This is a genomic window from Heyndrickxia shackletonii, assembly GCF_001420715.1.
Taxonomy (GTDB): Bacteria; Bacillota; Bacilli; order Bacillales; family Bacillaceae_C; genus Margalitia; species Margalitia shackletonii.
In genome coordinates this window covers 1,219,680-1,233,744 of sequence record NZ_LJJC01000004.1, presented here as the reverse complement: position 1 = coordinate 1,233,744, position 14,065 = coordinate 1,219,680, and the positions used below count along the sequence as shown (strand labels likewise).

The window sequence follows — 14,065 nt, the reverse complement described above, 5'->3', positions numbered from 1 at the left end:
TTTGCCATACGGACACACCTCATTATAATTGATATATTTATTATAACAATCTGTGTCCACTTTTTAGTCTAGCATCAAAATTTTATACAAATATATTAATTGAACCAATATTTTATTTTATTGTTAGCCCTTTGTCATTGACCATCTTGCAGTATTGGTTTACATAGAAAAAAAGCAATTTCGACTTAAAGTCGAAATTGCTTTCACATAGATGAGGTGACTTTTTCAAGGTTTTGAACCTTTTTTTCCATTCTTATAGCGTCTCTGTCCAGCACAGGCTTTAAATATTTTCCCGTATAGGATTCCGGAACCTCGGCAATTTTTTCCGGTGTGCCTGTTGCAACAATGGTTCCCCCATTAGATCCTCCTTCTGGACCCAAATCAATAATGTAATCTACTGTTTTGATGACATCTAAATTATGTTCAATAACAAGAACCGTATCACCGTTCTCTACTAATCGTTGCAGAACATCAAGAAGTCTAGCAATATCATCTACATGAAGTCCTGTTGTCGGTTCATCTAATATATAGAAAGACTTGCCAGTTGAGCGGCGGTGAAGTTCAGATGCTAGCTTCACCCTTTGTGCTTCTCCACCTGATAAAGTTGTCGCGGGCTGGCCAAGTTGAATATACCCCAATCCAACATCTGCAATCGTTTGTAATTTCCTTTTGATTTTTGGGATGTTTTCAAAAAATTCAAGAGCATTCTCCACGGTCATATCCAACACTTCAGCAATACTTTTTCCTTTGTACTTTACTTCTAATGTTTCACGATTATATCGTTTTCCATGGCAAACTTCGCACGGTACATAGACATCTGGGAGAAAGTGCATTTCGATTTTGATAATCCCGTCTCCTCGACATGCCTCACACCGTCCTCCCTTAACATTAAAACTGAAACGACCTTTCTTGTATCCGCGAATTTTCGCTTCATTGGTGGCGGCAAAAACATCACGTATATCATCAAATACTCCAGTATAGGTTGCTGGGTTCGAGCGTGGAGTTCTGCCGATCGGTGATTGATCAATATCAATGACCTTTTCAAGGTAGTCGATGCCTTTAATATCTTTATGCTCACCAGGCTTGCTTTTCGAACGATATAGTCTTTGAGCTAATGTCTTATACAGAATCTCATTTATTAGTGTACTTTTTCCGGAGCCTGAAACACCTGTAACAGCGATAAACGTTCCGAGTGGAAATTTTACATTTACATTCTTTAAGTTATTTTCCTTTGCTCCTTTAATTTCAATGAAGCGTCCATCCGGTTTTCTTCTTTCAATCGGAAGAGGAATAAACTTTTTCCCTGATAAATATTGACCGGTTAATGATTTCGGATCATTCATTACTTGTTCAGGAGTGCCTGCAGAAATGATCTCACCACCATGAATCCCCGCACCAGGGCCAATATCAATTAAGTAGTCTGCCGCAAGCATTGTATCTTCATCGTGTTCTACGACAATTAATGTATTTCCTATGTCACGCATATTTTTCAAAGTACCAATTAGACGGTCATTATCACGCTGATGTAAGCCGATAGACGGCTCATCAAGAATATAAAGTACGCCTGTTAAACGGGAACCAATTTGGGTAGCGAGCCGGATCCTTTGTGCTTCCCCACCAGAGAGAGTACCAGCTGCTCTGCTTAACGTCAAATATTCCAAACCGACATTAACAAGAAACCCTAGTCTTTCCCTAATTTCACGAAGAATTAGGTTGGCGATTTTCATTTCTTTTTCTGTAAGCTCTAAGCTGTTAAAGAAATGATCCGCATTTTCGATGGAAAGCTCAGATACTTCTCCGATATGTTTATGATTAATTTTGACGGCAAGCGTTTCTTGCTTAAGCCTGTATCCTTTACATTTTGGACACGCATGTTGTGCCATATATTTTTCCATCTGCTCTCGAATATAATCCGAGCTTGTTTCTTTGTAACGGCGTTCCACATTTGGGATTACACCCTCAAAACGAATATTTCCTTCCCTTATTTGACCGAAATCATTCTCATATCGGAAATAAATGGATTCATCACCTGATCCGTATAAAATTTTCTCCATTTGGTGCTTCGGTATATCCTTTACAGGTATATCCATATCGATCCCATAATGATTGCAGACTGCTTCTAAAAGCTGCGGATAGTATTGTGAACTGACTGGTTCCCATGGAGCAATAGCATTTTCCTTTAAAGAAATATCCCAATTAGGAATAACGAGTTCCACATCTACCTCAAGCTTTGTTCCTAAACCATCACACTCAGGACAGGCGCCGAATGGGCTATTAAAAGAAAACATCCGTGGTTCCATTTTATCGATGGAAAAACCGCAATGCGGACAAGCAAGATGTTCACTGAAGAGCAATTCCTCTTCCCCAATAACATCAATAATTACTTTTCCATCCGCTAGCCGCAATGCTGTTTCCAAGGAATCCGCCAAGCGGGCTTCAACACCCTCTTTTACAACAATCCGGTCAATTACCACTTCGATGGAATGTTTTTTATTTTTCTCCAGATTAATATCTTCCCCAAGATCAAGTAATTCTCCGTTTACTCTAACCCTGACAAATCCTTGCTTTTTAATATCCTCAAATACCTTAACGTGAGCACCTTTTCTTCCGGATACAATGGGTGCTAACACTTGCAGCTTCGTTCTTTCCGGATATTCCATTATACGATCAACCATTTGCTCCACTGTTTGAGAGGTAATTTCAATCCCATGATTCGGACAGATTGGTCTGCCGACACGCGCAAATAAAAGGCGTAAGTAATCATATATTTCGGTTACGGTTCCAACTGTTGAGCGAGGGTTGCGGCTTGTTGTTTTTTGATCAATAGAAATAGCTGGAGATAAGCCTTCAATCGCATCCACATCCGGCTTATCCATTTGTCCTAAAAACTGCCTTGCATAAGCAGATAAGGATTCTACATATCGTCTTTGTCCTTCTGCATAAATCGTATCGAAAGCAAGAGATGATTTTCCTGATCCGGAAAGACCTGTAACAACGACAAGTTTATCACGCGGTATTTCGACATCAATATTTTTTAAATTATGGGCCCTTGCTCCCTGTACTATTATTTTATCTTTTGCCATAAAGGCATCATCCTTCCGCTTTCAATTCTAAAAGTGTGTCACGAAGCTGGGCTGCCCGTTCGAAATCAAGCGCCTTTGCGGCCTCTTTCATTTCTTTCTCGAGATTTGCCATTAATGTTTCTCTCTCTTGTTTCGTTAACTTTCTCGATTTTTCCTTTGGAGCATATTCTTCTTGCTCCTCGGCAGCATGGGTTGCACGGATTATATCATGAATATCCTTTTGAATCGTAGTAGGTGTAATGCCATGCTTCTTATTGTATTCTTCTTGAACAGTACGCCTGCGTTTTGTTTCCTCTATCGCTTTCTCCATTGAATCTGTTATGCGATCAGCATACATAATTACTTGACCGTTTGCATTACGGGCAGCACGGCCAATAGTTTGTATGAGGGAACGTTCGGATCGTAAAAACCCTTCTTTATCCGCATCAAGGATTGCTACTAATGAAACTTCAGGAATATCAAGTCCTTCACGAAGAAGGTTGATTCCTACTAATACATCATATTTACCGAGACGGAGATCGCGAATGACCTCAATTCGTTCCAACGTCTTTACTTCTGAGTGCAAATATTGCACCTTAATGCCAACTTCCTTTAAATAATCCGTTAAATCCTCGGACATTTTCTTTGTTAACGTTGTAACGAGAACCCGTTCATTACGTTTTACACGTTCATTAATTTCTCCCAATAGGTCATCAATTTGTCCCTCAATTGGGCGGACATCAATGGTAGGATCAAGCAATCCAGTAGGCCGGATAATTTGTTCAACCATTTCCGGTGAATGCTCCAATTCATATGGTCCGGGAGTTGCAGAAACAAACACAATTTGACTGATATGCTCCTCAAATTCATCAAACGTAAGCGGGCGATTGTCTAGTGCAGATGGCAGACGAAATCCGTGGTCAACCAACACTTGTTTCCTTGCCTGGTCCCCATTATACATTCCGCGAATTTGCGGAAGGGTCACATGGGACTCATCCACGACAATCAGCATATCTTTTGGAAAATAGTCTAATAAAGTATATGGAGTCGAGCCTGGAGGGCGCAGTGTTAAATGCCTTGAATAGTTCTCAATTCCAGAGCAAAATCCCATTTCCCTCATCATTTCAAGATCGTATCTCGTACGTTGCTCCAATCTTTGCGCTTCCAGCAAACGATCGTTTTCACGCAGCTGTTTTAACCGCTCTTCCAATTCTTTTTCAATATTTTCAATGGCAACACGCATTTTCTCTTCACGTGTCACGAAGTGGGATGCTGGGAAAATGGCAACATGATCTCTATCTCCAATAATTTCTCCTGTTAATGCATCCACTTCCCGAATTCGATCAATTTCATCTCCGAAAAATTCTACGCGGATGCAATGTTCGTCACGGGATGCAGGAAAAATCTCTACAACATCTCCTCTAACCCGGAAGGTTCCGCGCTGAAAGTCAATATCATTTCTTGCATACTGAATATCTACAAGCTTTCGAAGTAATTGATTCCGTTCTATTTCCATTCCAGTTCTTAAGGAAAGCACCATTTCCCGATATTCCTCAGGCGAACCTAAACCGTAAATACACGAAACGCTGGCAATAATCACAACATCATTTCTTTCAAATAAGGAAGATGTAGCTGAATGGCGCAATTTATCAATTTCATCATTCACACTTGAATCTTTTTCAATATAAGTATCAGTTTGAGGTACATAAGCTTCTGGTTGGTAATAATCATAGTAGCTTACAAAATATTCAACAGCATTATTTGGAAAAAATTCTTTAAACTCACTATATAATTGACCGGCTAATGTTTTATTGTGTGCAATAATCAATGTTGGCCGGTTTATTTCTTTGATTACATTCGAAATGGTAAATGTTTTTCCGGTTCCAGTGGCTCCAAGCAATGTCTGATATCTTTTACCGGAATGAATCCCATCCACAATTCGCTTAATTGCCCCCGGCTGATCTCCTTGTGGCTGATATTTTGAAATAAGCTCGAATTGACCGTTCATTTCCTTAACCTCCCATCCATTCTAGAAATATATCTTTTTTGTCATACTCCATACATGATCATAATCATTATTCTACCACAAATAGTAAACTTTTAACCACTAAAAAGCGAACAAATTTTCGGTTTTTCTTATTGCTGATTTATAGCCTTATATATCCACACAATATACAAGAGGTACAAACATCAACATTACTATTTATCAAAGTTTTTTTCTGTTATTCAACCTTATATAATGCAAGTAAAATCAAAGCAGAAAAAACGCTTAATGCGGCAAATAATTATGTGCATTAAGCGTTGTGATTTTGTTGTTTTTTATGTTTTTTAGGACCCAATTTATTGGCAAAGAAATATCCGGCTGTTAACGAGGCTGCATCTATAATATACAGTAATTCTGTATGAGTATACCCCTTATAGACAGAAGCAACAATTAAACCAACCGTTAACAGGAGTCCAATTATTTTACTGTATGTAACCCTTGCGAAAAAAACCACCAGTATTCCCGGCAAGAAAATGGCGGCGATTATTTTTTCGATCATACACATCCCCCTGGTGAAATTTGAATTGCTAAATTCACTTGCACCTTTCACTGTTTATATCATAACCAAAAATTCGGTAATGGAAAAGTGAAAATTAATCGGAAAGGTTTGCTTTAATGATTTTCTTTGTAATGCTATTCAATTCACTATGCTCGATGAATTTTTCATTTAGCATGTCAGGTAAAATTTCTTTTAAAAAGTATTGAACACTCACCATTTCTTTAAATTCTAATATGGTCATCAAGGATTCTTCATAGATTTCCTGAAATAAGCTTTCCGGGTTACCCTTTTGAATTTCGCCAAATGATTCATAAAGTAAATCAACTTTATCTGCTACAGATAAAATTTTTCCTTCTAATGTATCATCCTTGCCTTCCTTAAACCGTTCTAAATAGATGGATTGAAATTCCTTGGGAAACTCTCTTAAAACAAATTTTTTTGACATCTGTTCCTCGACTTGACTAAATAAATCCCGTAATTCTTTGGAGGCATACTTAACAGGGGTTTTAATATCACCTGTAAAAAGCTCATTATAATCATGATTTAAGGCTTTTTCATATAAAGATTTCCAATCTACTTTGTTCCCGGCTTGTTCCTCCACCGTTCCAAAAAATTGAGCGATTTTTGTTACCTTGAAAGAATGACTTGCAACTGAATGCTCCTGAAATTTAAATTTACCAGGACATCGGTATAGCTTTTCCAAATCCGATAAACTTTTAAAATATTGATGAACACCCATTATCATCATCCTTCTCTTTAATTATTTCTTGTGATTGTATCATGAAATGAAGGAAAACCAAAAATATAAAGAACAAATGCGCAAGCGCCTTGCCCATCGGCGTATGGATTTCGTAGTCGCTCACCTCGAGATAAAGGAAACACAGTGAGGTAGTTCACGAACTGATGTTGACTTATCGTAGGGAGGAGACGGAGAAATCCACTAGCCGATAGGCGCTGGTGAAATTTGAACTGCCAATTTCACTTGAAGCTAGACGTAGACAACTTTTCCAAAAGTTATCCACAAGGTTCAATTTTATAAATTCCTTAGCACCAAGAAAACCTCATCAAATCCAGGATGAGGTTCAGCAGTTTTTATTTATTTAAGTCGATAAGGGAGCCTGTTTTCAAATAAACAATCCACTCACAAATATTCGTAACATAATCCCCGATTCTTTCTAAATGCTGAGCCACTAGAAGGAGATGTGAGGCTTGATGAATCCAAGCTGGATTTTCTTTCATGATATCTACTAATTCCAAGAAAATCTTTGAGTAGTATTTGTCTATCATATCATCCTTTTTGGCAACATCAACGGCAGCATCGCGGTCTAGTTCCACATATGAATTTAAAACTTCATGAACCATTTCCTTCACCATTTCAGCCATTTTAGGAATGTCAATTAAAGGTTTTATATACGTTTCATCCTTTAACCGAATGGTCGCCTTGGCAATACTTACAGCATGGTCGCCCATCCGTTCGAGGTCAGATGATACTTTGAGCATTGTGGCAATACGGCGTAAATCCGTTCCTACTGGCTGTTGTGTTGCAATCAATTCAAAGCATTTTTGTTCCACCTGTAATTCTAAATCATTAATATTTTGATCATCCAAAACAACTTCTAATGCAAGTTCATTATTCTTCTCCACTAAAGACTTAATTGCCTTATAAATTGCTTCTTCTACTAAAAGTCCCATTTTCAATAGATTTTCATGCAGCTCTGTCAGTCGATCCTCAAAAATACGTCTAGCCACCGTCATTTCTCCCTTCAATATCCTTTTGATAAATTGTCTACGTCTAGCTCCTTATCCGAATCGGCCGGTAATATAATCCTCCGTTTGTTGTTTCTGAGGATTGGTAAAAATTTTGTTCGTTTCGGCGAATTCTACTACTTCACCATTTAGAAAAAAGGCGGTTTCGTCTGACACGCGTGCGGCTTGCTGCATACTGTGGGTGACAATAACAATCGTATATTTCTCTTTTAAATCCAAAATAAGCTGCTCAATTTTAGATGTTGAAATAGGATCAAGTGCGCTTGCAGGCTCATCCATTAAAATAACTTCCGGCTGAATAGCCAAAACCCTGGCGATAACAAGCCGTTGCTGCTGTCCACCAGAAAGCCCCATAGCAGAGGTATTCAAGCGATCTTTTACCTCTTCCCAAAGTGCAGCGGCTTTTAAGCTCTTCTCTACTAGTTCATCTAACACAACTTTATTTTTAATCCCATGAATGCGCGGGCCGTATGCAACATTATCGTAAATAGACATAGGAAACGGATTAGGTCGTTGAAATACCATGCCTACTTGCTTGCGTAAATCAACGACGTCCACTTTCGTATCATAAATATTTTCATTTTTGATAAAAATATTTCCTTCCACCCGAAATCCCGAAATTAAGTCATTCATGCGGTTTAATGTGCGCAGAAAAGTAGATTTTCCGCAGCCTGATGGCCCTATAAGTGCAGTAACTGCTTTTTCTTTCATGTTTAATTGAATGTTTTTAAGCGCCTTAAAATCATCGTAATATACATTTAAAGAGTCTGTTTGAATAATAGAAGCTGTAGCTGTCAGTGTCATTTATTTCACCTACTTTAATAAAATTGTGTATGGATTATCCAAAATTTCCTGAGATATAGTCCTCTGTTTGCTTTTGCTTTGGATTTGTAAACATATCCTTCGTTGCACCGAATTCAACTAGTTTTCCCATATAGAAAAAAGCAGTCTGATCGGAAATCCTTGCGGCTTGGTGCATGCTATGAGTAACGATGGCAACTGTATAATCATTTTTTAACTCTGTAATCAATTCTTCTATTTTTCCTGTTGAAATGGGGTCCAGTGCAGAAGCAGGTTCATCTAACAGCAAAACATCCGGTTCCATCGCAATGGCTCTGGCAATGCAAAGGCGCTGCTGTTGTCCCCCAGACAAATTTAATGCAGAACGATGTAAACGATCCTTTACCTCATCCCAAAGTGCAGCCTTCTTCAAGCTTTTTTCCACGATTTCTTGGAGGACCCGTTTATTTTTTTCACCGTGATGCCTTGGTCCAAATGCCACATTTTCGAATATGGATTTCGGGAATGGATTCGGTCTTTGAAAAACCATCCCAATATTTTTTCGAATTTCAAATACATTAACATTCGAATCATTTAAATTCATTCCGTTATAAAGGATTTTGCCTTCTATCCGGCAGCCTTGAATTTCGTCATTCATCCGATTGATGCTGCGCAGGAAAGTAGATTTTCCGCAGCCTGATGGACCAATTAGAGCTGTAACCTGATTTTTATAGAAAGGAATGGATACATCATAGATTGCTTGATGCTTGCCATAGAAAACATTAATATCTTCTGTTCCGATTGCAATCTCTTTTGGCTTTTCTATTGGAGTATCCTCCACCAAATAAATGGGAGGGTTTTTTTCCTTTTTTAATACAGTGGAAACCATAGCTTCGTTCTCCTTTCTGGCATTACGCCGATGTCATCCGTTTGTAAAGTAATTTTCCAATCCAGCGTGCGCCAATATTAAAGATTAAAATAACAATTACTAAAAGTGCTGAGGCACCGCTTGATACGGCTGCTACATCGGGCATAATACCTTCCCCGTTAATTTTCCAAATGTGAACGGCGAGTGTTTCAGCAGGTCTTAATGGATTAAGCGGTGAAGCAGGATTAAATGGATTCCAATTTGTAAAATCCAGAATAGGCGAACTCATACCTGCTGTATAAATTAGCGCGGCAGCCTCTCCAAAAACTCTTCCTGACGCTAATACAATCCCAGTGACAATACCTGGTATAGCGGCTGGAACCAAAACATGCTTAATGGTTTCCCAGCGAGAAACTCCAAGAGATAACCCTGCCTCCCTTTGGGTTCCAGGTATCGCTCTAATTGAATCCTCGACAACCCTAACCATTAAAGGAAGATTAAACACTGTTAAGGCAAGTGCTCCAGAAAGGATGGAAAATCCCCAGCCCATGTAAATAACGAATAACAAAAATCCAAAAAGTCCTACAACAATGGACGGCAGTGAGGAAAGAACCTCAATTGCTGTTCTTAATATAGATGTAAAAGCGTTTTTCTTCGCATACTCAGCCATATAGATCCCTGCTCCAAGTGAAAGGGGGATACTAATGACCATTGTTAAAATCAATAGATAAAAGGAATTAAACAATTGCGGGCCAATTCCGCCTCCAGCCTGCACTGCTTGCGGCGGAGAGGTAATAAAATGCCAATTGATATGGGCAATTCCTTTTAAAACAATATATCCAAGTAAGCCTGCCAGAAGGATAATAATGAAAGCTGCGATTAGATAAAAAACGGCGGTTGCGATACGATCTGCTATTTTTGCGTTCATTAATAGGACCTCCTTCTGCCTATAATGCGGACGATTAAGATAAAGAATAAAGACATGAATAACAAGACTAGTGCAAGGGACCAAAGTGCATTATTTTCGACTTGACCCATGATGGAATTTCCCATTCCCATTGTTAATATACTGGTTAAGGTTGATGCAGGCTCAACCAATGAATGAGGAAGAATGGATGCATTCCCAATTACCATTTGAACCGCTAATGCTTCCCCAAAGGCTCTTGCCATCCCAAATACAATAGCAGTTAACAAGCCGGGACGCGCTGTTTTTAAAATAACACGAAAGATGGTTTGCCAGCGTGTTGCACCTAAAGATAGAGATGCTTCCCGCAGAGAATTAGAGACTCCTTCAATAGCATCGACTGAAAGACTTGTAATCGTTGGTAAAATCATGACTGCTAACACAATGGTTCCTGCCAGAATTCCAAACCCGCTTCCTGTAAAAGTATTTCTGAGGAAAGGAACAACTATCGATAAACCAACAAATCCGTATACTACAGATGGTATCCCCACTAAAAGTTCAATCACTGGCTGCAAAACTTTTTTGCCGAATTTCGGAGATATCTCTGTCATAAAGACAGCAGCACCTATAGATAACGGGGCACAAATAAGCGCGGCTAAAAAAGTAACGGCAAAGGAACCAACGATTAACGGAAGAGCACCGATTAATGGTTTTCCTAATTGATCTACTTTTCCAGGTGACCAGTTCTTGCCGGTGATAAAATCAACAAAACTTCCGTGATTCACAAAAAAAGTACTGAGACCCTTTGTAGCCACGAAAGAGATAATAGAAATTGCTACCAATATCATAATAAAGACAGATGAAAAAGTAAGAATGCGTCCACGACGTTCTGTCCAGATCTTTGTTGTTGAGTTCCATTTTTCTGTCATTTTAACTTCTTTTACTTCCAAAATGGTTTCCCCTTTCATGAGAGGTTATTAGAAAAGAGCAAGCGCCGCAGCTCTAGCGTGTGGATTTCGTAGTCCCATGCGAGATAATGAATAATTAACTAGGTCGTTCACAAGCTGTTGTTTTATCTGCAGGAAGGAAACCTAGAAATCTGCTAGCCGATGGCTGCTTGCGCTAGACATATAAAGAACATCAGACCCCAATCATCGAGAAACTCGGGTGAAGGGGCCAATGTTTTGCTTATTTTTGTGTTACTTTTCCTTGTGCATCACGTTCTACTTTCATTCCTGTCAATGGAATATAGCCAAGATTAGGAACAAGAGAATCTTGTACACTAGGGCTTAACATATAATCTAAGAAGGATTTTGTAAGTCCTTTTGGTTCACCATTTGTATACATATGTTCATAAGCCCAAATTTTCCAATCGTTTGTTTCTACATTTGCTTGCGTTGGCTCTACTCCATCTACTTTTAATGGCTGGATAGTATCATTGAAATAAGAGAATGCTAGATAACTAATCGCACCTGGAGTTTGGCTGACAATTTTTTGTACTGTACCTGATGAATCTTGTTCTTGTGATTTCACTGGAGTTGCACCATCTAATGCCGTTTTTTCAAATACGGCTCTTGTACCAGATCCTTCAGCACGGTTGATGATGACGATTTTTTCATCTTTACCGCCAACTTCTTTCCAGTTCGTGATTTTTCCAGTGAATATTTTAATTAAATCATCTTTTTTAATATCCTTAACGCCAGTATCCTTGTTAACAACAGGGCCCATTCCAACTACAGCTACTTTATGATCAACAAGTTTACTTGCATCTACACCTTTTTCTTCAGCAAATACGTCAGAGTTACCAATGTCAACGGCACCTTCAAAAACTTTACTAATACCTGTCCCACTACCGCCACCTTGAACGTTAATAGTAGTTCCGGCATTTTCACCCATATATTGACTAGCAGCCTGTTCTACAAGTTGTTGTATCGCTGTAGATCCAACTGCTGTAATAGAACCACTCACTGCTTCTTTTTTATTTCCATCGCTATTGTTATTAGATGAGGAAGCATTAGAATTTGTAGAATTACCGTTTCCACATCCTGCTGCTATAAAAGCAAACATTAATAACATTCCTAGCATTGCTACTAATCTTTTTCTCATTTGTTTGTGCCCCCTAGTAATTTTGGATTATCAACCTTACAAGTTTAAGATACTACTAGGGTGTTAATGTGGTATTAATGAATTGTTAAGAGTTTGTAAAGGCGTTAAAGCTTGTTTTTCGGGTTGAAATAATGGTGATGTTCATTGAACAGACCGAAAACAGTATGGAACGGCACGAAATTGCCCTTGAATGGCCCGAATTAGAACAAGAGACCTATATGTGTATACAAAAAAAGGACCATCTATCGAATAGATTAGTCCTCATGATTGTTTCTTCGGTAATGTAATAGTAAATTGTGTTCCTTTTCCTTCTTGACTTTCCACTTCAATAACTCCGCGATGAGATTCAACAAGATGCTTTACAATTGCTAATCCGAGTCCTGTTCCACCGGAATTTCTGGAACGTGCTTTATCCACCCGGTAAAATCGCTCGAAGATTCTTGGAAGGTCCTTTTCCGCAATGCCTATGCCTGTATCTTTTACAATCAATTTTACATCGGAAGCTTTTTCTTCCACATTTATTTCAATCATCCCATGCTCTGGAGTGTAAGTAATAGCATTGGCAACTAAATTTAAAATGATTTGCCTAATGCGATCTTTTTCCGCTTCCATATATAGTTCCTTAGTATCAGGAAGCTTTATATCAATATCCTTCTTACTCACTTCTTCTTGCAGTGTTTCTACTGTTTCATTGATAACATCCACGATATTGATAATTTCCGGATGTAACGGAAGCTGGTGCTGCTCGATTTTTGATAAATGTAAGATATCTGCAATTAAACGATGTAAACGATCACTTTCATCGTAAATAATCTGCAGAAAGGACCTACATAATTTTTCATCATACATAGCTCCATCCAGTAAGGTTTCTGCAAAGCCCTTTACTGACGTTACAGGTGTTTTCAGTTCGTGGGAAACATTTGCGACGAATTCACTTCGCATTTTTTCTAGGCGCCTTATATCTGTAATATCATGCAAAACGGTAATAACCCCATTAATATCTCCGTCAACACCTAAAAGTGGCGCAAAATGTGCATCTAATATCCTTTCCTTTGGAAAATAGATAGACACCTCTTCATGAATTTTAATGCCCAGTTTTAAAGAACGTTCAATTAATTGGCTTAAACCAAAGCTTTTTCCCGCTTCGATATGCAGCTTTCCTGTTAAATCAGATGCTTTTGCTCCAATGATTTGTTCCATAGCCGGATTGACAAGCGCAATTCTGCCGTTAGGATGGATTAACATCACACCGCTGACCATATTGGTCAACACACCAGTTAAACGTTGCTGATTTTCACGAATTTCATTCATTTGTTTTTGCAAACTGATGGCTAAAACATTTATTGCGTGAGACAATTCTCTTATTTCACCCGACGTTTTTAAACGAACCCTGCTGCTATAGTCGTTTTCGGATAATTTTCTTGCAACATGGATAATATCCTCAATAGGACGGGAAATGCCCTTTGCTAATTTTATACCAATGATACTGGACAAAATAAGCGTAACTCCCATAGCAAGTCCAAGGCTAATCCAAAGCTTCACGATAGCCTGTTCGATTTTTCCTAATGTATAGGCAGCGCGTATAACACCGATAATCTTATGGTTTTGCTGAATGGGGATCGCCATGTACATCATATTAAATCCCAATGTATGACTATAACGAACGGATTCCCCCATCTTTTTATGCTGTTCCACCACATTTTTAAACTCCGGTCGGTTAGAGTGATTTTCCATTTTACTTGGATCATCCTCTGAATCAGCTAAAACCTTTCCGGAGGTATTTATGATGGTAATCCTCGGCTGATTTTTTGCATAAAAACGTTCCACCGATTTTTGTAAGGAAGGATTATCATTCGTAACATTGGATACATCGATCACTTTTGACACTAAATTGGCATCCTGCAATAATTGTTGCCGTGTCATATCCATATAAGTTTTTTTCATCATATCCGCAATAAAAAAACCCATTGCCAGTAAAACAAAAAACAAAAGGATTAAGAATGTGAGCGAAATACGGAGCCAAAGCTTTTTCATG

At 38.6% G+C, this 14,065-nt stretch carries 11 protein-coding genes; all 11 read right to left on the bottom strand.

Annotated features, from left to right (window positions below):
* Positions 1-203: 203 nt before the first annotated feature.
* The 11 genes from uvrA to pnpS all read right to left on the bottom strand — a co-directional run bounded on the left by uvrA (position 204) and on the right by pnpS (position 14,064).
* Positions 204-3,083 (bottom strand): excinuclease ABC subunit UvrA, encoded by a 2,880-nt coding sequence (uvrA, locus tag AN964_RS05790; RefSeq protein ID WP_055738791.1) that lies wholly within the window; start codon positions 3,081-3,083, stop codon positions 204-206.
* A gap of 7 nt (positions 3,084-3,090) precedes the next feature.
* Positions 3,091-5,070: an excinuclease ABC subunit UvrB gene (uvrB, locus tag AN964_RS05785; protein WP_055738790.1), complete on the bottom strand. Its 1,980-nt coding sequence runs from the start codon at positions 5,068-5,070 to the stop codon at positions 3,091-3,093.
* A gap of 286 nt (positions 5,071-5,356) precedes the next feature.
* Positions 5,357-5,605 (bottom strand): CsbA family protein, encoded by a 249-nt coding sequence (locus AN964_RS05780; protein ID WP_055738789.1) that lies wholly within the window; start codon positions 5,603-5,605, stop codon positions 5,357-5,359.
* A 94-nt stretch (positions 5,606-5,699) separates the two neighbouring features.
* Complete coding sequence (locus AN964_RS05775; RefSeq protein ID WP_055738788.1) at positions 5,700-6,344, bottom strand: HD domain-containing protein; 645 nt, start codon at positions 6,342-6,344, stop codon at positions 5,700-5,702.
* Positions 6,345-6,697: 353 nt separating this feature from the next.
* Complete coding sequence (gene phoU / locus AN964_RS05770) at positions 6,698-7,354, bottom strand: phosphate signaling complex protein PhoU (protein WP_055738787.1); 657 nt, start codon at positions 7,352-7,354, stop codon at positions 6,698-6,700.
* Positions 7,355-7,405: 51 nt separating this feature from the next.
* Entirely contained in the window at positions 7,406-8,176 is a 771-nt protein-coding gene (pstB, locus tag AN964_RS05765; RefSeq protein ID WP_055738786.1) for a phosphate ABC transporter ATP-binding protein PstB, read from the bottom strand.
* 34 nt (positions 8,177-8,210) lie between these two features.
* Positions 8,211-9,041, bottom strand: coding sequence for a phosphate ABC transporter ATP-binding protein PstB (pstB, locus tag AN964_RS05760; RefSeq protein WP_055738785.1), 831 nt, complete (start codon positions 9,039-9,041; stop codon positions 8,211-8,213).
* A gap of 22 nt (positions 9,042-9,063) precedes the next feature.
* Positions 9,064-9,948: a phosphate ABC transporter permease PstA gene (gene pstA / locus AN964_RS05755; protein WP_055738784.1), complete on the bottom strand. Its 885-nt coding sequence runs from the start codon at positions 9,946-9,948 to the stop codon at positions 9,064-9,066.
* Complete coding sequence (pstC, locus tag AN964_RS05750) at positions 9,948-10,853, bottom strand: phosphate ABC transporter permease subunit PstC (RefSeq protein ID WP_055741154.1); 906 nt, start codon at positions 10,851-10,853, stop codon at positions 9,948-9,950. Before pstC ends, pstA begins: the two co-directional genes overlap by 1 nt.
* A 259-nt stretch (positions 10,854-11,112) precedes the next feature.
* Entirely contained in the window at positions 11,113-12,030 is a 918-nt protein-coding gene (locus tag AN964_RS05745) for a phosphate ABC transporter substrate-binding protein (protein ID WP_055738783.1), read from the bottom strand.
* 261 nt (positions 12,031-12,291) lie between these two features.
* On the bottom strand, positions 12,292-14,064 hold the full coding sequence (pnpS, locus tag AN964_RS05740) for a two-component system histidine kinase PnpS (protein ID WP_055738782.1): 1,773 nt from the start codon (positions 14,062-14,064) through the stop codon (positions 12,292-12,294).
* Position 14,065 lies beyond the last annotated feature (1 nt).